This window comes from Thermomonospora catenispora, assembly GCF_006363815.1.
Lineage (GTDB): Bacteria > Actinomycetota > Actinomycetes > Streptosporangiales > Streptosporangiaceae > Thermomonospora > Thermomonospora catenispora.
The window spans coordinates 50,138-69,940 of record NZ_RRYT01000013.1 but is presented as its reverse complement, the minus strand read 5'-3'; the positions used below and the strand labels follow the sequence as shown (position 1 = coordinate 69,940).

The 19,803-nt window shown below is 73.1% G+C and carries 17 protein-coding genes and 1 tRNA gene; 7 read left to right on the top strand and 11 right to left on the bottom strand.

The features are described 5' to 3' along the window. Positions 1-280 precede the first annotated feature (280 nt). The 4 genes from EIO00_RS12475 to EIO00_RS12455 all read right to left on the bottom strand — a co-directional run bounded on the left by EIO00_RS12475 (position 281) and on the right by EIO00_RS12455 (position 3,908). On the bottom strand, positions 281-1,180 hold the full coding sequence (locus tag EIO00_RS12475) for a prenyltransferase/squalene oxidase repeat-containing protein (protein ID WP_140178356.1): 900 nt from the start codon (positions 1,178-1,180) through the stop codon (positions 281-283). Between the two features lie 13 nt (positions 1,181-1,193). Further along, positions 1,194-1,430, bottom strand: coding sequence for a DUF4184 family protein (locus tag EIO00_RS12470; RefSeq protein WP_277752876.1), 237 nt, complete (start codon positions 1,428-1,430; stop codon positions 1,194-1,196). 57 nt (positions 1,431-1,487) lie between these two features. Next, positions 1,488-2,702, bottom strand: a complete 1,215-nt coding sequence (locus tag EIO00_RS12465) for a hypothetical protein (protein WP_140178350.1) — start codon at positions 2,700-2,702, stop codon at positions 1,488-1,490. 348 nt (positions 2,703-3,050) lie between these two features. Continuing rightward, a complete protein-coding gene (locus tag EIO00_RS12455; RefSeq protein WP_140178348.1) occupies positions 3,051-3,908 on the bottom strand; it encodes a universal stress protein in 858 nt (285 codons plus the stop codon). 216 nt (positions 3,909-4,124) lie between these two features. Between EIO00_RS12455 and EIO00_RS12450 the strand changes: the two genes are divergently transcribed. The 3 genes from EIO00_RS12450 to EIO00_RS12440 all read left to right on the top strand — a co-directional run bounded on the left by EIO00_RS12450 (position 4,125) and on the right by EIO00_RS12440 (position 7,194). After that, positions 4,125-4,727 carry a CBS domain-containing protein gene (locus tag EIO00_RS12450; RefSeq protein WP_140178345.1) on the top strand — a complete coding sequence of 201 codons (603 nt, stop codon included), beginning with the start codon at positions 4,125-4,127 and terminating at the stop codon, positions 4,725-4,727. Between the two features lie 129 nt (positions 4,728-4,856). Continuing rightward, positions 4,857-6,236: an FAD-binding oxidoreductase gene (locus tag EIO00_RS12445; RefSeq protein ID WP_241661303.1), complete on the top strand. Its 1,380-nt coding sequence runs from the start codon at positions 4,857-4,859 to the stop codon at positions 6,234-6,236. Between the two features lie 154 nt (positions 6,237-6,390). Continuing rightward, complete coding sequence (locus EIO00_RS12440) at positions 6,391-7,194, top strand: M15 family metallopeptidase (RefSeq protein ID WP_140178343.1); 804 nt, start codon at positions 6,391-6,393, stop codon at positions 7,192-7,194. Positions 7,195-7,258: 64 nt separating this feature from the next. Here EIO00_RS12440 and EIO00_RS12435 read toward each other — a convergent pair whose 3' ends face one another. Further along, a complete protein-coding gene (locus tag EIO00_RS12435; protein ID WP_161602713.1) occupies positions 7,259-8,506 on the bottom strand; it encodes a glycosyltransferase in 1,248 nt (415 codons plus the stop codon). 459 nt (positions 8,507-8,965) lie between these two features. Between EIO00_RS12435 and EIO00_RS12430 the strand changes: the two genes are divergently transcribed. Beyond that, complete coding sequence (locus tag EIO00_RS12430; RefSeq protein ID WP_140178337.1) at positions 8,966-9,778, top strand: SAM-dependent methyltransferase; 813 nt, start codon at positions 8,966-8,968, stop codon at positions 9,776-9,778. A gap of 18 nt (positions 9,779-9,796) precedes the next feature. Here EIO00_RS12430 and EIO00_RS12425 read toward each other — a convergent pair whose 3' ends face one another. From EIO00_RS12425 to EIO00_RS12410, 4 genes are all read right to left on the bottom strand, one after another. After that, positions 9,797-10,252: an iron chaperone gene (locus EIO00_RS12425; RefSeq protein ID WP_140178334.1), complete on the bottom strand. Its 456-nt coding sequence runs from the start codon at positions 10,250-10,252 to the stop codon at positions 9,797-9,799. A 413-nt stretch (positions 10,253-10,665) separates the two neighbouring features. Next, the gene (locus EIO00_RS12420) at positions 10,666-12,063 is read right to left on the bottom strand and encodes an NYN domain-containing protein (protein ID WP_140178331.1); all 1,398 of its coding nucleotides are present in this window, start codon (positions 12,061-12,063) and stop codon (positions 10,666-10,668) included. Between the two features lie 369 nt (positions 12,064-12,432). Beyond that, positions 12,433-12,505, bottom strand: a tRNA-Glu gene (locus EIO00_RS12415). Between the two features lie 70 nt (positions 12,506-12,575). Beyond that, on the bottom strand, positions 12,576-14,180 hold the full coding sequence (locus EIO00_RS12410; RefSeq protein ID WP_338325922.1) for a metallophosphoesterase family protein: 1,605 nt from the start codon (positions 14,178-14,180) through the stop codon (positions 12,576-12,578). Positions 14,181-14,310: 130 nt separating this feature from the next. On the opposite strand from EIO00_RS12410, the gene EIO00_RS12405 reads away from it, so the two are divergent. Together EIO00_RS12405 and EIO00_RS12400 are read left to right on the top strand one after the other, a co-directional pair. Beyond that, positions 14,311-14,652, top strand: a complete 342-nt coding sequence (locus tag EIO00_RS12405) for a metallopeptidase family protein (protein WP_140178328.1) — start codon at positions 14,311-14,313, stop codon at positions 14,650-14,652. 136 nt (positions 14,653-14,788) lie between these two features. Further along, on the top strand, positions 14,789-16,216 hold the full coding sequence (locus EIO00_RS12400) for an MFS transporter (RefSeq protein WP_140178325.1): 1,428 nt from the start codon (positions 14,789-14,791) through the stop codon (positions 16,214-16,216). Between the two features lie 48 nt (positions 16,217-16,264). Here the strand turns inward: EIO00_RS12400 and EIO00_RS12395 are convergent, their stop codons facing one another. After that, positions 16,265-16,603, bottom strand: coding sequence for a PspC domain-containing protein (locus tag EIO00_RS12395; RefSeq protein ID WP_140178322.1), 339 nt, complete (start codon positions 16,601-16,603; stop codon positions 16,265-16,267). A gap of 152 nt (positions 16,604-16,755) precedes the next feature. Between EIO00_RS12395 and EIO00_RS12390 the strand changes: the two genes are divergently transcribed. Further along, positions 16,756-17,910, top strand: coding sequence for an acyl-CoA dehydrogenase family protein (locus tag EIO00_RS12390; RefSeq protein WP_140178319.1), 1,155 nt, complete (start codon positions 16,756-16,758; stop codon positions 17,908-17,910). Positions 17,911-18,099: 189 nt separating this feature from the next. On the opposite strand, the gene EIO00_RS12385 is transcribed toward EIO00_RS12390, so the two are convergent. Continuing rightward, complete coding sequence (locus EIO00_RS12385) at positions 18,100-19,782, bottom strand: DEAD/DEAH box helicase (protein WP_140178316.1); 1,683 nt, start codon at positions 19,780-19,782, stop codon at positions 18,100-18,102. Positions 19,783-19,803 lie beyond the last annotated feature (21 nt).

Below are 19,803 nucleotides of genomic sequence, written 5' to 3'. Positions count from 1 at the left end.
CGATCGCCGACGGATCCCCGCCAGGCGTCCGATGAGCGAACCCGACATCGCACCTCCGTACGGGAGTGGTGGCACTGGCCCCAGCAGCCTGACAAGCGGACCGGCCGTCCGGCATCGCGCAAATCACCGGTCGTCGGTGTCCGGTCCCGGCCTTCCCGCGGAGCGGACGGGGGCGACGGGAACGCGCACGCCCGCCGGGATCGAGGCCCGGCGGGCGCATCGTCCGGTGCGCGGGGGAGGCGACCGCGGTGATCGTCCGTCCGCCGGTCGCCCGGTGGCGTCACCCGATCCGTCGGGCGGACCGCAGGAGCGCGACGGCGCGGACGGTGATGTAGCCGCGCCATTCCAGGGCCGCGGCCGGGGACGCGGTGGCGTACTCGACGGTCCAGCCGCCGTCGGGCCGTTGCCGGGCCGCCAGGCGGTCGAGCTCGGCGTCGATCAGGGCGGGGTCGAACAGATCCCGGGCCGGGCCGGGGAACGGGACGAAGTCCAACGGGCGCAGGACCTCGTTCTCGGTGCCTCCCTCGACGTGGACGACGCCGTCCGGCGGGAGGCGGCGGAGGAGATCCGCCAGCAGTCCGGCGGCCTCGGGGCGGATGTCGTGGACGGCGTCCAGGAACTGGATCGCGAACGCCAGGACCAAAGCGGGCGGGGTCGTCTCGAGCGCCCCGATGGCGTCCAGGCAGTAACCGGTGGCGCGCTGCAGCCAAGGATGCGCGGCGATCTCGGGGTGGTGGGCGGCGGCGCGGTGGGCCATGCCCGTCACGGCGGCGGTGATCTGCAGCGACGATGCGGTGGGGTCGGCGCCGGTCCACCAGGGTGCGCAGCCCGCGGGTTCGGTCACCGGCAGTGCGAACGGCAGTCCGCCGTCCGGCAGCGACACCGACTCCAGCCAGTCGCACAGCTCCCGGACGCGGGAGGTGCGCACCGGTCCCGCCTCGGCGAAGACCTCCATCGCGTGCAGCGCCCCGGCCGGCTGGCTCTCGGGGGAGCGCAGGTCCGGCTCCAGGCCCCAGCCGTAGCCGCCGTCCGGGTTGCGGTAGCCGTCCAGCGCGGCGAGCAGCGCCTCGGGGTCGCCGGGGCCGGTGAGCAGCTCCCAGCGTCGCCGATCGAGCTGCCGGGCGTGCGAGGCCATGAAGCGGGCGGCGGCGGCCAGGTCGATGGGTGAGGTCGAAGACATGAGGCCCAGCACATCACGCGTCCCGCAACGCCGCCTCCTCGGACACGGCCGTCAGCCCGACCGGACCGTGGAGGATCCGGTGGGTCGCGGCGACGACGAGCAGCAGCAGCGCCATCCCCGGGTCGACGGTGGGGATCCCGATGAGCCGGTGGGTCAGCAGCCGCCGGTCGGCCGGTCCCACGAAGTACGGCAGGTCGGGCGCCATCGCCCCGGCGACCAGGGCGGAGGGCACCAGCGGTCCGCGCGCCAGGGGCAGCCGATCGCCGGGTGGCTCAGCGTGAACGGCATGGTCTGTCTCTCGGTCCGGTCAGCCGGTCGGGGTCGGGGTCGGCACGGCGGATCGCTGGGCGCGCAGGTCGCGCAGGATCCGGTCGACGTCGGCCCGGGCGAGCGGACGCGCCACCGCGTGCGCCTCGGCCCGCACGATGTGGCGGCGCGGCGTGTAGGAGGGCGGGATGTGGAAGCCGGCGCGGCAGGAGGCGGTGGCGCTGCCGTTCGGCCGCATGGTCCGGGTGATCCGGCAGGTGCGCACGGGACGGCCGTCGAGGGTCATGGTGATCGTGATCGCGGCGTGGACCGGCCGGTCGGGGGCGGTGGTGGAGCCGTCGGCGGGAACGCTGTTGGTAACCCTCACATGGGCGGTGCAGCCGTTCACGTCACAGGGCGACAGCCGGATCGACCCGTCCAGGGAGAACTCCACCCGCGGGTCCACCGAGTCCGTCAGCTCGCGGACCCCGCCCTGCAGCTCCTCGTACCACCGCCCGATCTCCCGCTCGTCGGGGAAGGTCAGGTCGAGCCGGAACTCCCCGGTCGGCGCGCCGCCGCGCGCCGCCGCCGGCTGCACGGTAGCGGGCCCGTCCGGATCCGGCCGGACGGTGGGGATCCGCGGGACCATCGGCGGTCTGCGCAGCTCGTCGTCGCCGAATCCCCTGGTCTCGATCCGCAGGATCCGCCGGGGGTCGGTCGCGGCGAGGTAGACGTTCCAGCGGGCGGTGGTCACCCGTTTGACGGGGGCGCCGTCCAGGAGGGCGTTCTCGACGAGCACGCCCGTGGTCGCGGCCTCCTGCTCGACCGCCCGTCCCAGCTCGGCGGGCGCGAGGGTCCCCGGGACGTCGAGGCCGAGCTCCGCCGGCGGCATCCCCACCCAGTGGCCGGCGTACTCCCGCAGCAGGTCCTCGTCCGCCATCCCGGAGGACCGCCAGAACCCCTCGTCGCCCTTGATGAAGGTCCGGCCGTCGACGGCCAGCAGCCGCAGCTCGTCGTCGTCCACGGTCATCGTGCCGTGCGCCGCTCCGTGCCGGGTGACCCGGAGGTCGACGCGGGACCGCTTGCCGCCGGCGGCGACCACGCCCCGGTAGCGGGCCGCCGCGGCGTCCGCCAGCCGCGCCGCGGCCCGCCGCAGCTGTGCCGCCGCGGTCCTCTCCGGGGCGGGGGGACGGTCGCCGAGCCGTCCGTCCCCGACGAACAGCCCCACCACGACCAGGGTCGCCAGCAGGGCGACGACGAGCGCGCCGGCCACCACGCCCCCGGCGGTCTTCCGCCGCGACCGGCCTCCTCCGCCTCCCGGCGGCGGCCCGGGCGGGTGGGCTCCCCGCAGGGGCGGCCCGCCCGGCGGCGGTCCTCCCCGGCTCGGGCCGGGCGGCGGCGCGAAGGGCTGGGCCGGCGGGATCGGCTCCGGCCCCTGATCGTGCTCGTTCCCCACCGGACCTCCCTCCCGAGCGATCGGCCACCACACCCATGAAACAGCCGGGCCATGACGATCCGCCCGAGCGGCCCGATTCGGGCGCACAGGGAAAAGGATTATGGGCCATGGAGAACGCCGGGCGCATCCGGCCGCCCGGCCGGGGCGCGTCCGGGGTCGTCCCCTCGGTCAGGCGTAGCGGCCGAGGACCGCGACCGGGCAGTGGGCGTGGTGGAGCACGCCGTGGCTGACCGAGCCGAGCAGCATGTCCCGCAGCAGACTGCGGCCGCGGGCGTTCACCACCAGCAGGTCGGCCTGCCGGGAGGCGGTCGTCAGGGCCTGGACCGGATGGTCGCGCACCATGTCCGTCACCACGGCCACATCCCCGTGGCGCTCCCGGTAGGGGGTCAGCAGGTCGTCGATCTGGTGGCGGCGGGCCTCCTCGATCTGGGCCATGTCCTCGTAGTATCCGGCGGGCGTCACCGGCCCCTCGGACAGCTGGAAGGCGTGCAGCACCCGCAGCCGTGCGTCGCGCAGCGCGGCGGCCTCGAAGGCGTACGCGAGCGCGGCGTCGTCCGCGGTGTCCGGGTCGATGCCCAGGACGACCTCGCCGCGGACGGGTCCCGGCTCGCCGCGCACCACGATGACCGGGCCGCGGGCGTGACCGGCGACGCGCAGGCCGATGGAGCCCAGCAGCAGGCTGGCGAACCCGCCCCGTCCGCGGTGCCCCAGGACCAGGGCGGCGGCGGTGGCGGCGCGCTCCCGCAGGGCGACGGGGACGGAGCCGCGGGCAATCTCGGTGGTCGCCGCAAGGCCCGGGTGACGGTCGAGCGCGAGCTTGTGCGCCTCCGCGAGGAGGGCCTCGGCCGTCGCCGTGGCCCGGTCGGTGATGCGGGCGTCGGGCGAGCCCAGCACGTCGTAGGGGGCCTCGTCGATGACGTGCACGATCTGCAGCGGCAGGCCGCGCAGCACGGCCTCGTCGGCGGCCCAGCGGACGGCGCGGTCGGCGGGCGGGGAGCCGTCGGTGGCGACGATGATGGCGGCCATCGGATCCTCCTTCGGTGGTGCTCCCGAGGGGGTCGTTGTACCCGTCGCCGTCCCGGAGAAGCCGGAGGAGCGGCATCCGGCCCGCGATGACGCGGACGGCCGGCGGGCCGGGGCCGTGGGGTCGTCGGGGACGCGGAGGCGGGGACGATGATGGCTGTCGGCGCCTCCGTCCGCACCGGGCGGCGGCGTGCGGTCCTGAGGCGAAGGAGCTCGACCATGCTTGTCCGAGAGGCCATGACCTCCCCCGTCGTGACGGTGCCGCCTTCGGCGACCGTCCGGCAGGCCATCCGTCTGCTGCACGAGCACGACATCACCGCGATGCCGGTGGTGGACGACTCCGGGGCGATGGTGGGGATCGTCAGCGACATGGATCTGCTGCGCGGCGAGTTCCAGGCCGATCCGCGGGCGTTCGCGCTGCCGGTGGCGGGACCGGACGAGCCTCCGCCGCGGCTGGTGTCGGACGTGATGATCCGGGACGTGCGCACCGCCCAGCCCACCACCGACGTGGCCGAGCTGGCGGAGATGATGCTGCGCACCCACATCAAGAGCGTTCCGGTGCTGGACGACGGCCGGATCGTCGGGATGATCAGCCGCCGGGACCTGATCGCCGTGCTGGCGCGCGGGGACGCCCGGATCCGCGACGACGTGCTGGCGGCGCTGGCCGAGCTGCTGCCGAACGGCCACGCCTGGACCGCCGGCGTCCACGAGGGCGAGGTGCGCCTGTCCGGCCCGGCCGACGAGGACGCCCGGCGCATCGCCGAGACCCTCACCCGCACGATCCCCGGCGTGACCCGCGTGGTGTTCCAGGAGTCCGCCTGAGGCGCCCCGGCCGGCCGGGACCCGGGACCGCCGTGCGGTCCCGCCCCGATGTCCGGTGCGTGCGACGGGGGCGCCGCCGGCGGCCCGGGGGCGCTTTTCGTCCCCGTCTGGTCGGGTACCGACGCAGCCGTGACCCAGAACACGGTGGAAGGCCTGGCGAACCGGCTGCGGGGCCGGGTCGTGCGGCCGACGGACGCGGACTACGACCGGGTCCGCGCGGTGTGGAACGGGATGGTCGACAAGCGCCCGGCGCTCATCGTGCGGTGCGCCGGGACGAGCGATGTGCTCGAGGCGGTCCGCCACGCCCGGGCACGGGGCCTGCCGGTCGCGGTGCGCGGCGGCGGGCACAACGTGTCCGGGGCCGCGGTCTGCGACGACGGGCTGGTCGTCGATCTGACGCCGATGCGGGGGGTGCGGGTCGATCCCGCCGCCGGAACCGTGCGGGCGGACGGCGGCGTCACGATCGGCGACCTGGACCGCGAGACGCAGGCGTTCGGGCTGGCGGTGCCGATGGGGGTGGTCACCGAGACCGGCATCGCCGGGCTCACGCTGGGCGGCGGGCTGGGCTGGCTGCGCCGCAAGTACGGGTTGAGCTGCGACGATTTGATCTCGGCGGACGTGGTGACGGCGGACGGCCGGGTGGTGGCGGCCGAGTCCGACCCCGAGCTGATGTGGGCGCTGAAGGGGGGCGGGGGGAACTTCGGCGTGGTCACCTCGTTCGAGTTCCGCGCCCACCCGGTGGGGCCGGAGGTGTTCTTCGCCCAGGTGATCCACGCGGGCCGGGACGCCCGTTCCGCGCTGCGCGCCTACCGGGAGTGGGCGGCCGCCGCGCCGGATGAGATCAGCTCGTTCGCGATCCTGTGGCACGGGCCCCCGGACGAGGCCGTCCCGGCCGAGCACCACGGCGCGCCGATCGTGGTGTTCGCCGCCCTGCACAGCGGCTCCCCCCGGGAGGGCGAGGAGGCGCTGCGGCCGCTCCGCGCCATCGGCACGCCGATCGCCGACCTCTCGGCGGCCTCCTCCTACCTGGAGGTGCAGCGGTTCTTCGACGAGGACTATCCGGCGCACGTGATGCGGTACTACTGGAAGTCCCGTTATCTGACCGGGCTGCCCGACGAGCTGATCGACGTGCTGGTGGAGCTGAACGAGGCCGCCCCCTCCCCGCACTCCACCCTCGACGTCTGGCAGCTGGGCGGGGCGTTCGCCCGGGTGGGCGCTCAGGACACGGCGTTCGGCGACCGTTCGGCGCCGTTCCTGCTCGGCATCGAGGCCAACTGGGAGGATCCGGCCGACGACGAGGCGTGCATCGCCTGGGCCCGCCGCGTCCACGCGGCGGCGGCGCCGTTCTCGACCGGGGCGGAGTATCTGAACTTCCCCGGGCTGTACGAGGACGCCGACCGGACCGTGCGGGACACGTTCGGCGCCAACCTGGACCGTCTGGCGGCGGTGAAACGCCGCTACGACCCCGACAACCTCTTCCGCTTCACGCACAACATCAGGCCGTCCTGAACGTCTCGCGCCCGAGCCGACGACCGGGGCGGTCCGCCGCCGTGCGGGGTCGCCGGGCACGCGTTCGGAGCCGTGCGGGGCCGGAGATCACCTGGAGGTCTCGGTTTCGCAGGCGGGGATCCGGCGGGCGGGGACGGCCTGATAGGGCGGGGTCATGGACAGATCGTTCTTCCGTGCCCTCGCGGTCCTCGCCGCGGCCCTGCTGGCGATCCCCGTGGCGTCCGCCCCGGCGCAGGCGCGTCCGGAGCCCACCGCGCCCAAGGAGTTCGTGGCGCTGCGCGATGTGGACCGCACGATCCTGGAGGAGATCCGCTACACCACGGCGCACAACTTCGTCGGGGACCCGATCGACGGCTACCGCCAGCCGATGTGCATCTTGACCAGGCCCGCCGCCGAGGCCCTGCATCGGGCCCAGCGCACGCTGCTGCGCCGGGGCTATTCGCTGAAGGTCTATGACTGCTACCGGCCGCAGCGGGCGGTGGACCACTTCGTCGCCTGGGCCCAGGACCTGGACGACCAGCGGATGAAGGCCGAGTTCTACCCGCGGGTGGACAAGGCCGACCTGTTCGCCGACGGGTACATCGCCGAGAAGTCCGGGCACAGCCGGGGCAGCACCGTGGACGTGACCCTCGTCAAGCTCCCCGCGCGGCCCACCCGGCCCTACCGGCCGGGCGAGCGGCTGGTCCCCTGCTACTACCCGCAGCACCTGCGGTTCCCGGACAACTCCATCGACATGGGAACGGGGTACGACTGCTTCGACACCCTCTCCCACACCCTCGATCCGCGCATCACCGGCGAGCAGCGGGCCAACCGCCTCCTGCTGAAGAGCGCCCTCGAGGCGGAGGGCTTCGTCAACCTCCCCGAGGAGTGGTGGCACTTCACCCACAAGCCGGAGTCGTTCCCCGACACCTACTTCGACTTCCCCGTCTCCCGCAGCTCCCTGACCCCTCGGCGGTGACCTCCCGGGGGCCGGCGGGCCGTGACCGGCGTCGAGGCGTCCGGTCGCGGCCCCGCCGCCGCGGTCACCGTTCCGTCCGGGCGTCGGGGCGGGAGGCCCGGGAGCGGACGTCGCGGTAGAGGGAGAGCATGAGGTCGCTCTGCCGGCGCGGATGCAGATCCATGGCGCGGCGGCGGGCGGCGGCCCCACGGCCGCGGGCCAGCTCGGGGTCGAGCAGCAGCTCCGCGATCGCCGCCCCCATCTCGGCGGCGGTGGGCGCGGTGAGGATCATCTCGTCCCGCAGCGGGCTCGCCTTGTGCAGGGCCTCGTCGACCACCACCGACGGCACCCCGGCGAGGGAGGCCTCGTGCAGGACCAGGGCCTGGGTGTCGGTCTGGGAGGGGAAGCCGAACACCTGGGCGGCCGCGTAGGCGGCGCCGACCACCGAGGGCGGCTGCTGCCCGGTGGTGACCGTGCGGTGGGCGACGCCGGCGTCCTTCAGCGCCCGGCGCAGCCAGCGCCGCTTGTACAGGGCGCCGACCAGGACCAGCCAGGCGTCCGGGACGGTCTGCAGCACGGTGCGGAACGCCTGGGCGAGCAGGTCGACCCCCTTCTCGGGGGTGACCCGGCCGACGAACAGCACCATGGGCGCACGGGCGGGGACCCCCCAGCGGGCACGGAACTCCTGGTCGGCGCCGGGGGGCACCCGGACGGGGGACACGCCGTTGGGCGCCACGACCACCCGGGGGTGCCGGGCCAGCCACGCGTTCCGGTTCAAGATCGCCTCGGTGGGCACCACGAGCGCGTCGGCGTCGCCGTACAGCAGGGCGTTGGCGGCGTCGATGATCTCCTCGCGTCGTTCGGCGGGCGGGCACTGCACGCCCAGGCGCCGCGCATAGGCGCGCAGCATCAGGCGCAGCGCGCAGGTGGGGATGCGGTAGGCGTCGGCGTAGGCGTGCAGGTCCGTGTGGTAGGTGGCGACCATGGGCAGGCCGAGCCGCCGGGCCGCCAGGGCGCCCAGGAGCCCGACGGTGCCGGGGGTGTGCACGTGGATCAGCGACGGGGACCAGTCGGCGACCTTCGCCACGTGGCGCAGCCGGGGGTGGCACAGCCGCATCTCGGCGACCCCGGCCGGGATCGACCGCAGGGGGAGCCCCACCTCGCCGGGGCTCTGGGACCGGTGGCGGGGCGCGACCAGCAGGCCCGGGTGTCCGGCGGCGTGCAGTTCGGGGATCAGGGTCTGCAGCGAGGTCACCACGCCGTTCCGGTGCGGCAGGAACGTGTCGCTGAAGTGCGCCACCCGCACGGGGACGCCTGCTCCGGTACTGGTCATCTTCAACTCCGCAACGTGACGCGATATCGGCGGCGTCCCTGCCCGGCGGGGCGGCCACCCGGGTGACCCGACCGAACGCCCACCAGCCGGCAAGGTCCCGATGACAGGTGAAGCGGCACCCGCTCCCGCGAGCGCCGCCAGGAGACCTTTATCACCTCCGGGCCGATCTCGCCCGTTTCCCGGCAATTTGTGATCGGCCGACCTTACCCGTTCACCCGCCGGTTCCGCAGCCCCTTGGGCGCGACGCCGATCGAATCGGCGGCGTTCGGCGGCGCAGGCACGCCGCCGAACGGGCCGCCGCGAGCCCCCGTCGCCGGACGGCGGGCGTCGGCGGCGCATCGCGAAGCGGCCGGGATCGCCCTGTCCGATGCAGGACGAATCCGGTGATGATCCACTGAAACCGACCCGTGGCACTAAAGTGAACGCCGCCCGGTGTCGGCGACGAGGAAGGCGTCTGCGATGACCGACCAGGACTGGGAGCGCGACCCGCAGCCGGTGATCGACACCAGCAAGCCGCATTCGGCGCGGGTGTGGAACTACTGGTTGGGCGGCAAGGACAACTACCCGATCGACCGGGAGGTCGGCGAGCAGGTCCGCAAGGTGTACCCGGGGATCGTCGACGTGGCCCGGCACTCCCGGGCCTTCTTGGGCCGGGCGGTCCGCTACCTGGCCGGCGAGGTGGGGATCGACCAGTTCCTGGACCTGGGCACCGGCCTGCCCACGGTCGACAACACCCACGAGGTCGCCCAGCGCGTCAACCCGGCCTGCAAGATCGTGTACGTCGACAACGACCCGCTGGTGCTCGTGCACGCCCGCGCCCTGCTGACCAGCACCCCCGAGGGGGAGTGCCAGTACGTCGACGCCGACGTCCGCGACCCCGAATACGTGCTGCAGCAGGCGGCCCGCACCCTGGACTTCTCCCGGCCGATCGGGCTGATGATGCTGGGGATCCTGGGCAACGTCTGGGACGACGCCGAGGCCACCGCGATCCGCGACCATCTGGTGGCGGCGCTGCCCTCGGGCAGCTATCTGGTCCTGGAGGACGGCACCGACGCGGTGGACCCCGAGGCCGCCGCCAAGGCGGAGCAGACCCGCGCCGAGGCGGGCGACCCCTACAAGCTGCGCACCCCCGAGCAGATCGCGGCGTTCTTCGACGGCCTGGAGCTCGTCGAGCCGGGGGTGGTGTCGGTGTCCCGGTGGCGCCCCGAACCCACCCCCTGGGGTCTCCCGGAGGAGGTGACCGCCTACTGCGGGGTGGCCCGCAAGCCCTGAAGGCAGCCGGAGGGCTCCTCAGCCCACCGCGCGCTTCACCAGCTCGACGATCCGCTCCTCCACCTCGGGCGTCACCTCGGTCAACGCGAACGCGGTCGGCCACATCGGACCGTCGTCCAGCTTGGCCACGTCGTTGAACCCGAACGTCGCGTACCGCGACTTGAACTTCTCGGCGCTCTGGAAGAAGCACAGCACCTTGCCGTTCAGCGCATAGGCGGGCATGCCATACCAGAGCCTGGGCGCGAGGGCGGGGGCGTTGGCCTTGATGAGGGCGTGGATGCGCTCGGCCATGACCCGATCGGATTCCTGCATGTCGGCGATCTTGGCGAGGACGTCCCGCTCCGCCTCCGCCGCCTTCTCCGCACGCGAACCGCGGCGCCGCGCCGCCTTCTTCTGCTCCTGGGCGTGCTCTTTCATCGCGGCCCGCTCTTCGGCGGTGAAGCCCTCGTACGCGCTGTCCTCGGCGCCGGCCATGATCACTCCTTTGTCGTCGGTCACGCTCGGCCCGGGGCATCCCGCCGAGCGATCACCGTCACCATGGCGTCGCCCGGCAGGTGCCGGTCGCTTCCACGCCGGGCCCGGAACCTATCACGGGCATTGCGCCGGTGACGGTTCCACGCTCGCACGGACATGTCGAAACGGCGAATTGCACCCTGCGCGCAACCGGCCGGGAGGTCCGGAGACGATCACCGTCTCCGCTCCGGGGAGCACGCCCACCATGGGTTTCGTCCCCATCGGTCCGTCTGTCGGGGACGTTCCGGAACCGGCTCTGACCGGTTCCGGTCAGTCGATCGCAGGGGATTTCCCCGGAGCGGCGAGGGGTCCACGGCCGCATCGTCCTCCCCGGCGCCGGCGCTCCGCCGCGCACGACGCGTCCGCCGGGCCCGCTAGGAGTACACCCCCAGCCAGGTGCGGATCGTCGCGACCTCGTCCTCGGTGAACGTCTCCCCGTAGGCGTCTCCGTAGGCGCGGCCGAGCACGTTGTCCACGAACGCCGCACCGATCTCCGCCGCGGTCGGCGGCGGCTCGCGGTTCAGCGGGCAGCCGCGCGAAATGCCGCGCACGACGAACATGACGGTGGCGCGGTCGACGGCGAACCCCTTCTCCCGGAGCCAGTCCCGCGACCAGTTCGTGCACTGGGCCAGATTGAAATGGTGAGTGTGGGCGTACACGGACAGCGCCTGATAGATCGGCGGCCACCACTCCTGGGGCAGCCGAGGCAGATTGATCAGCTCGACCAGACGCTCGACGGGCTCCGGCAGGGAGACCCGCGGCGCCACGGCGGCCGAGCCCTCGGGGGGAGAGTGGCGGCTCTCATCCCATATCTCATGCTGTGACATCCGCAGGTTGGGCAGTTTCAGGCTCCTCACCGCCCGGGCGAAGCCGCCGAAGCCGAACCAGTTGGTCTCGCCGACCACCTCGCCCAGCTCACTGCGCAGCTGGTCGGCGAGGGCGGCCATGTTCAGCGGAGCGGACGCGTCGTTGTACCTGGCGACGACCGCCGACCGGAAGGCCTCGTACGCCACGGTCTGATCGGCCGGCACGACGGCGGCGGGCACGACCTCGCCGCCGGCCTTGCCGTCGATCTCCCCGTCGGCCTTCCCATCGACCTTGCCGTCGATCTCCCCGTCGGCCCCGCCGGACTCGGCCGCCGCGACGCCGTCCCCCTCGCCGGCGAGGTTCCCGGCGAAGTTCCCATCGGAGCCCTCGGCGAAGTCCTCGGCGCAATCGACCGGCCCGCCCTGCACCAGCGCCAGCAGCCGCCGGCTGCCGAGCACGCGATCGGCGATCGAGGTGAACGCCTCGGCCGAATCCACCGCCGACACGATCATGGTCCGCCGGTCGGCCCGGCGCAGCCGCTGCAGCAGCGGCGTCATATCGGAATCGCCGGAGGCGATGACGAACTCGTCGTATCTGGTGTCCGCCGACAGCGCGTCGATGGCGTCGACGACGATCCTGATGTCGGCGCCGTTCTTCGTGGAATTGTAGGGAGGGCAGTCGACCACCTCGAAACCGGCCCGGATGAACGCCGACCGGAATCGGAAGAACTGCAGACGGGACGGCTCACCGGCGGGGTTGTAATGATTCACCCAGCCGGCCGGGTTGAGATAGCAGCGCAGGATCAGCCAGCGCCGTGGGGCGTCCACCGTCAGCGTCGTCGACAGGCGGCGCAGCCAAGTCTCAGGGCTGCTCGCGAACTGGATCGCCACCTCGGGGTTCAATCCGAAAAGCCCGGTGAATACATTATCGAAGTCCAGATAAAGCGCAGATCGAGCATACTCCACGAAAGCAACCTATAGCGGATCCGGGCAAAGATCAACGCGATACATATCCATCCGCAAAGACAGATCTCCCGGGCAGTGCGGGACACTGCGGCGCCCCCGATCCGGGACGCGGCGGATCCGGCCGGACGAATGCAACGAAGAAGGCATTCTGAAAACGGCCAAGCATATCGGGCTCCCGATTATCGGGCAAGAAGGATCCGGTGGATTCGAGGCGGGCGCATCCGGTGCGGCCCGCTCCCCGCCCATGGCCGACGCCGCGCCGGTCCCTCGGCCCACCGGCGCCGCGGGGCCCGGCCCCGCATCGAGCCGTGCGGAGCGCATGCGTGCTCCGAGGCGGGAGGGGTGTGATCGCGCAGGTGGAGGAACGTGTGCCCCCAACGGGATTCGAACCCGTGCTACCGCCTTGAAAGGGCGGCGTCCTAGGCCGCTAGACGATGGGGGCCGCCGGCGTTGCCTGCCGTCAGCATAGGGGAAATGAGAGCGGGACGCCTATTCGGGGCGTCCCGGTCCCGTCAGGGACGGCCGGTCGGGCTCGCGGTCGCCGACGGGGTGTCGCGGCTCGGGGCGAGCGTGGGCGGGCGCGTGGGCCACCGGGTGGGGTCCAGGGACGGCCACTGGGAGGGCGTGGGGGTCGGGACGACGGTGGGGGCCGGCCCGGTGATCGTCCGGTCGGGCTCGGGCTCCAGGTGACGCTCGATGAGGGCGGAGGTGAGGCCGAGACCGCCGAGGCGGAGGTCGTCCCAGCCCTGGAGGCGCCTGGTGGTGCGGTTGAAGTACAGGACCGAGAGCTCGATGGGGGTGGGCTCCTCGTTCTCCAGCCCGCGCAGGCCGGCGCCGCCGGTGGAGCCCTGCACGAACAGGCGGGTGCCGGTGGGCAGGAGCTCGGTGCCGCGCCGGTGGGTGTGGCCGGACAGGATGAGGGGGGTCCTGCCGCTGAACCCCTCGGCCTGGTCGGGATCGTGCACGACCACCACGTCGGGGGCGGGGCCCGCGTTGTGCAGGTCGGCGCCCTGCCGGGCCCCCAGGTTCCTCAGCTGGGCGGCGGTGACCTCGTCGTCGCGGGTGGTCTTGTCGGGGGTGAAGCGGGGGTCGCCCACCCCGTGGATGCGCAGACCCGCGACCTCCGCGGTCCGCCCGTCCAGGACGACGGCGTTCTTCTGTTCGGCGACGGCCTGCTGGGTGGCCTTGGAGTCGTGGTTGCCGCGGACGAACACGTACGGGATCTTCAGGTCCCCGATGCTCTTGACGAACCGGTCCTCGGGGCCGCTGCCGTGGTCGGTCAGGTCCCCGCTGTCGATGATCAGGTCGGCCTGGAACTGGGTGCTGACGGAGCGGATGACGTCCCAGGCGGCCGGGTTCAGATGGATGTCGGAGACGTGGACGACGCGCAGCGTGGAGGGGTCGGGCTCGTAGACGGGCAGCGTGGAGGTGGCGGCGTACAGGCGGGTGACGTTGCCGACCAGGCGGGCGAGCTGGGCCCGGTAGTGGGAGAAGCGCTCGACGATGTTCTCCACGTCGCCGACGACCTGAGGGGCGTTGGCGAGCAGGCCGGTGTAGCGGGGCTCGCCCACGGACTGGGGGTTGAACGTCGCATACGCCAGCAGGCAGGTGGCGACCAGCCCGCCCGCGCCGGCGCCCATGGACAGCAGTGCGCCGCGCCAGGAGCGGAACACCAGCAGCCCGGCCAGGAAGGCGAAGACCGTCGCGAACAGGGCGGCGCGGACGATCAGCACGATGACGCCGTGGCGGACCTGATCGTCGACGGTGTCGGCGAGCCGGTCCAGCGCGTCGTCCTGCTCGATGAGCCTGCGGGCGGGTTCGGCGTGCAGTTCGGCGATCTGGGCGTTGAGCCGGACCGGGCCCCAGTGGCTGTCGAACTGGAGCGAGCCCAGCGGCGGGATCTGGACGGTGGTGCCGCCGTTCCAGGACGGGCGGATGGACAGCGACACGTCGGCGGGCCCGACGGGGGTCTCCACCCGGCCGCCGAGCAGCATGCCGATCATGCCGCCGGCGAGTCCCACCACGACGATCGTCCCGACGCGGACGGCGCGGCGCCGCCGCAGCCGTGCGGTGCGGGCGTGCAGCGTCCGGAGCCGCTCGCCCCAGGCGGAGAGCACAGCGGAGGAAGACCCGGGGGAAGCGGGCGAGGGCCCTGCCGCCGGATCGGCGGGGGGTGGGGAGGATCGGCGTCGACGGAAGCGCCCGAGCACCACGTCGCCTCCTCTCCTCGTCCTCGACAATGGTGCCGTGATCGAGCTGTCGCGCGAGGAGTTCGAGGAGCTCGTCTCTGAGGCCCTCGACACCGTTCCGCCCGAGCTGACCGAGCTGATGGACAACGTCGTCATCCTGGTGGAGGACGACGCCCCCGAGCCCGGCCTGCTCGGCCTCTACCACGGTGTACCGCTCACCGAGCGCGGCGATTGGTACGCAGGCGTCCTGCCCGACCACATCTCGATCTACCGTAAGGAGATTCTGGCCATCTGTGACTCCATCGACGATGTCATCGAAGAGGTACGTATCACTGTCGTCCACGAGATAGCCCACCACTTCGGCATCTCCGACGAGTGGCTGCACCGGCACGGCTACTGACCGCAGCACCCCCTTCTCCCGCCCCGCCGCAACCCGTTCCACCAATTGAGCACAGAAGGTCACATCCATGCGACGGAGCGTGAGTTAATAGGGGGGATCACGCTCGGCACCCGGGCGCACACGGACTGGAGATGTCTTGGCGGAAAGGCAGAGCGGCAGGCACCGACGCCCGCGCGAACGCCAGGCGACCTATCGTGAGGTCTTCGCCATCGGCGAGTTCCGTGCGCTGTGGCTGGCCCAAGCCCTGTCGTACGTCGGCGACCAGCTCGCCCAAGTGGCGCTGGCCGTCCTGGTGTTCCACCGCACCGGCTCCCCCCTGCTCACCGCCGTCACCTATGCGCTGACCTATCTGCCGCCGATCGTGGGCGGCCCGATCCTGTCCGGGCTGGCCGACATGTTCCCCCGGCGCAGCGTGATGGTGGTCTGCGACGTGCTGCGGGCGTGCCTGGTCGCCCTGATGACGCTGCAGGGGCTGCCGTTCCCCGTGCTGTGCGCGCTGGTGTTCGCGACCGTGCTGCTGGGGGCGCCGTTCACCGCGGCGCGGGCGGCGCTGCTGCCCGACGTGCTGGCCGGCGACCGCTACGTGGCCGGGATGGCGATCAACAACATCACCCACCAGGGCACCCAGATGCTGGGGTTCCTGAGCGGCGGGGCGCTGGTGGCGGCGGTGGGGACGCACGAGGCGCTGGCCCTGGACGCGCTGACGTTCGCGGTGTCGGCGATCATCCTGATGGTGGGGCTGAAGCCGCGCCCGGCCCCGCGCCACGGGGAGCAGGAGCCGCTGGCGCTGTGGCGCAACACCCGGGACGGGGCCCGGCTGGTGTTCGGGGACCCGACGCTGCGGTCCCTGGTGCTGTTCGCCTGGCTGTGCGCGTTCTATGTGATCCCCGAAGGGCTGGCGGCCCCGTATGCGGCGACCTATCCGGGCAGCACGGCGGTCACGGTGGGGCTGCTGATGTCGGCCATGCCCACCGGGATGGTCATCGGGATGTTCGTGTTCAGCCGGTTCGTCCGCCCCTCGGATCGGATCCGGGCGATGGGCTGGATGTCGATGCTGGCGTGCGCCCCGCTGATCGGGTCGGGCATGCAGCCCCCGCTGTGGGTGGTGCTGCTGCTGTGGGGGCTGTCGGGGGCGGGCAGCGCCTACCAGCTCGCCGCCAACGCCGCGTTCGTCGCCGCCGTGCCGCCCTCGGGTCGCGGGCAGGCGTTCGGGCTGGCGCAGTCGGGGATCCTGGCGGGCCAGGGCCTGGGGATCTTAATCGCCGGCCTCGCCGCCGAGGCGCTCGGGCCGCAGACCGTGGTGGCGCTGGCCGGGGTGGCGGGGCTGTCGGCGGCGACCCTGCTGACCCTGATGTGGGCGCCGGTGCGCGGCGAGATGATCACCGCCGTGGTCGACGAGACGGCGGAGACCGAACGGGACCGCCGTCCCGAACGCCCGGCCGGCCGCGGCGACAAGGGCACGGCGTCCAAGGCCCTCACCGAGGGCGCCCGCTGCACCGAGAAGCCGCGCCGGCGCCCGGGGCGCCTGAACGACGACGTGGTCGCCGCCTCCGAGGACGACTAGGAGCGTCCCGCCGGGAGGCCGACCGGAGACCGGCCGGAGCAGGCCCGGCTAGGAGCGCCCGGTGCCGGACTTGGTGAACGCCTCCTTGGTCTTGTTCACCATCTCCTGGACCTTGGGGTTGTCCTTGTTCTTGTCGATCAGCTCCTGCGCGAGGGACACGTCGCTGCCGGCCTCGGGGATCAGCAGCCAGCCCAGCACGTACAGGATCACGCCGGAGCCTCCGAAGAGGGTGAACACCCCCAGCAGCAGCCGGATGACGGTGGGGTCCACGCCGGCGTACTCGCCGACGCCCGAGCACACGCCGGCGATGAGCCGGCCCTGCGTGGATCGGCGCAGCTTACGGGAGGTCGAGGTCGTGGACTGCGGCTTGTTCAGGTCGTGTTCCATGTCTCGATCGTGCCCCGTCCGGGCCGCCTCGCACATCAGGGACCGTCCCCGATCCGTCCCTGATATCCGCCCCCAGGTCACCCGGTGTCGGGCGAACGGCGAGGAGTACCCTGGCGGGCACATCCGTCATCCGGGACGAAACGGGGCTTCGCATGGACGTGCTGCGCATCGACGACCAGCTCACCGAGGAAGAGCGGATGATCCGCGACACGGTTCGCGCCGTCGTCGCCGAGAAGGTCCTCCCGCATGTCGGCGAGTGGTTCGAGCAGGGCACGTTCCCGGCCCGCGAACTGGCCCCCGAGCTGGGCAAGCTGGGGCTGCTGGGCATGCATCTGCAGGGGTACGGCTGCGCGGGGATGAGCGCGGTGGCCTACGGGGTGGCGTGCCGGGAGCTGGAGGCGGGCGACTCGGGTCTGCGCAGCTTCGTGTCCGTGCAGGGCTCGTTGGCGATGGCGGCGATCCACAAGTTCGGCTCCGAGGAGCAGAAGCGGCAGTGGCTGCCGCGGATGGCGGCCGGCGAGGCGCTGGGCTGCTTCGGGCTGACCGAGCCGGACCACGGCTCCGACCCCGGCTCCATGCGCACCCACGCCCGCCGCGACGGCTCGGACTGGGTGCTGAACGGGACCAAGATGTGGATCACCAACGGTTCCGTCGCCGACGTCGCGGTGGTGTGGGCGCAGACCGAGGAGGGCATCCGGGGCTTCCTGGTGCCCGCCGGGACGCCCGGGTTCTCCGCCTCCGAGATCCACCGCAAGCTGTCGCTGCGCGCGTCGGTGACCGCCGAGCTGGTGCTGGAGGACGTGCGGCTGCCGGCGGACGCGGTGCTTCCCGGCGTGACCGGGCTGCGGGGTCCGCTGAGCTGTCTGTCGGAGGCGCGGTACGGGATCCTGTGGGGCGCGGTCGGAGCGGGCCGGGCCTGCTATGAGGCGGCCGTGGACTATGCCACGACGCGCGAGCAGTTCGGCCGTCCCATCGGGGCGTTCCAGCTCACCCAGGAGAAGCTGGCGTGGATGGAGGTGGCGCTGGGGCAGGCCGGGCTGACCGCCCTGCACATCGGCCGGCTCAAGGACGCCGGGAAGGTCACCCCGCAGCAGATCTCCTTCGGCAAGCTGGCGAACGTGCGGGCGGCGCTGGACGTGGCGCGGCAGGCCCGCACCGTGCTGGGCGCCAACGGGATCACGCTGGAGTACCCGGTGATCCGGCACATGAACAACCTGGAGTCGGTGCTGACCTACGAGGGCACTCAGGAGATCCACACCCTGGTGCTGGGTCAGGCGATCACCGGGATCTCCGCCTACCGGGGCTGACGGGCGGAAGACGCCGTCCGTGCCGTCGGGGCGCCCGGCGCGCCCCGACGGACGCGCTCTCGTCGACGCGACGCCCGCCCGCATCGGCGGGGCGCCCGGCGCACATCTCCTCGTCCCGCCCATCACGCCCATCCCGGCGGACGACCCGCCCGGCCGCTCCCGGGAGGACCGGGGGCGGCGGGGCGCCGGTCAGCGGGGCCTGCGGTCGGCGCGGTCGAAGCGTTCCCGGCGGACCACGGCCTTCTGTCCCTTGAGGGTGGTGCGCCGCAGCGCGTCGATGACCCTGGCCGCCGTCGCCTCCGGCACCTCCACCAGGGAGAACCGGTCGGCGATCTCGATCGCACCGATGTCGCGGCCGTGCAGCCCGGCCTCGCCGGCGATGGCGCCGACCAGGTCCTGGGGGCGGATGCCGTGGCGCCGGCCCAGTCCCACGAACAGCCGGGTCACACCGGCGTCCGGGCCGCCGCGCCGCGCGATGCGGCGGCCGGGGCGGTCCTCGCGCGGCCGGCGCGGAACGACCTCGGGGATCTCCTCCTCGTCCGCGGCGACGCCGTCGGCCTCCTGGGCGAGCTTGACGGCGGCCAGCGCGACCTCCATCACGTCGAACTCCTCGGCCAGCGACTCCACCACCGCCCGGTAGGGGTCCAGGTCGTCGTTCAGCAGGCTCTCGCGCAGCGCGGCGCGGAGCAGCTCCAGCCGGCGGGCGCGCAGGTCGGCGACGGTGGGGATCTTCTCCACGGTGATCCTCAGGCCGGTGGCGCGCTCGATCGTCCTGAGCATCCGGTGCTCGCGGGGCTCGGCGAGGGTGAGCGCCACGCCCTGCCGCCCGGCGCGGCCGACCCGGCCGATGCGGTGCACGAACGAGTCGGGGTCGGACGGCACGTGGTAGTTGATCACGTGGGTGAGGTGTTCGACGTCGATGCCGCGGGCGGCCACGTCGGTGGCGATCAGCAGTTGGGCGGTGCCGGCGCGCAGCCGGCCCATCACCCGGTCCCGCTGGTCCTGGGTCATCCCGCCGTGCAGCGCCTCGGCCCGGTGGCCGCGGCCGTTGAGCATCTCGGTCAGCTCGTCGACCTGCTCGCGGGTGCGGCAGAACACGATCGCGGCGGCGGGGGCCTCCACGTCCAGCAGCCGGCCGAGGGCGGCGGGCTTGTGGGCGCGGTCGACCACATAGGCGCGCTGGCGGACCAGCGGGGGCTCGCCGGCCTCGCGTTCGGGCCGCTCGATCTCGATGCGGACCGGATGCCGCAGATGCCGCCCGGCGATCTGCTCGATGCGCGGCGGGACGGTCGCCGAGAACAGCACGGTCTGCCGCTCCGCGGGGGTCTCGGCCAAGATCGCCTCGATGTCCTCGGCGAAGCCCATGTCGAGCATCTCGTCGGCCTCGTCGAGCACGACGGTGCGCAGCTCCTCCAGCCGCAGCGCGTCCCGGCCGATCAGGTCCAGGGCCCGGCCGGGGGTGGCGACCACCACGTCGACGCCCCGCCTGAGCGCCGCGAGCTGACGGCCGATCGGGGCGCCCCCGTACACCGGCAGCACCCGGGCGCCCATCCGGCGGCCGTAGCGGTGGAACGCCTCCGAGACCTGGATCGCCAGCTCGCGGGTCGGGACGAGCACCAGCGCGCGCGGTCGGGCGCCCTCCTCGCCGGCCCTCTCCAGCCGCTCGAGGACGGGCAGGGCGAACGCGGCGGTCTTGCCGGTGCCGGTGGCGGCCTGGCCGAGCAGGTCACGGCCGTCCAGCAGGTGCGGGATGGCCTCGCGTTGGATGGGGGTCGGCTCCTCGTACCCCAGTCCGGACAGCGCGGCGAGCAGTTCGGGCCGCAGCTGGAGGTCGGCGAAGCCGGCGGCCTCGCGGGGGGCGGTGATCGTCATGGTCGGCTCCTCGGTCCTGCC

Bases quoted from the DNA above. Each gene is read 5' to 3' on its own strand.
- EIO00_RS12475 (WP_140178356.1), bottom strand. From the start codon at position 1,180: ATGTCTTCGACCTCACCCATCGACCTGGCCGCCGCCGCCCGCTTCATG.
- EIO00_RS12455 (WP_140178348.1), bottom strand. From the start codon at position 3,908: ATGGCCGCCATCATCGTCGCCACCGACGGCTCCCCGCCCGCCGACCGC.
- EIO00_RS12450 (WP_140178345.1), top strand. From the start codon at position 4,125: ATGCTTGTCCGAGAGGCCATGACCTCCCCCGTCGTGACGGTGCCGCCT.
- EIO00_RS12440 (WP_140178343.1), top strand. From the start codon at position 6,391: ATGGACAGATCGTTCTTCCGTGCCCTCGCGGTCCTCGCCGCGGCCCTG.
- EIO00_RS12435 (WP_161602713.1), bottom strand. From the start codon at position 8,506: ATGACCAGTACCGGAGCAGGCGTCCCCGTGCGGGTGGCGCACTTCAGC.
- EIO00_RS12430 (WP_140178337.1), top strand. From the start codon at position 8,966: ATGACCGACCAGGACTGGGAGCGCGACCCGCAGCCGGTGATCGACACC.
- EIO00_RS12425 (WP_140178334.1), bottom strand. From the start codon at position 10,252: ATGGCCGGCGCCGAGGACAGCGCGTACGAGGGCTTCACCGCCGAAGAG.
- EIO00_RS12395 (WP_140178322.1), bottom strand. From the start codon at position 16,603: ATGGAACACGACCTGAACAAGCCGCAGTCCACGACCTCGACCTCCCGT.
- EIO00_RS12390 (WP_140178319.1), top strand. From the start codon at position 16,756: ATGGACGTGCTGCGCATCGACGACCAGCTCACCGAGGAAGAGCGGATG.
- EIO00_RS12385 (WP_140178316.1), bottom strand. From the start codon at position 19,782: ATGACGATCACCGCCCCCCGCGAGGCCGCCGGCTTCGCCGACCTCCAG.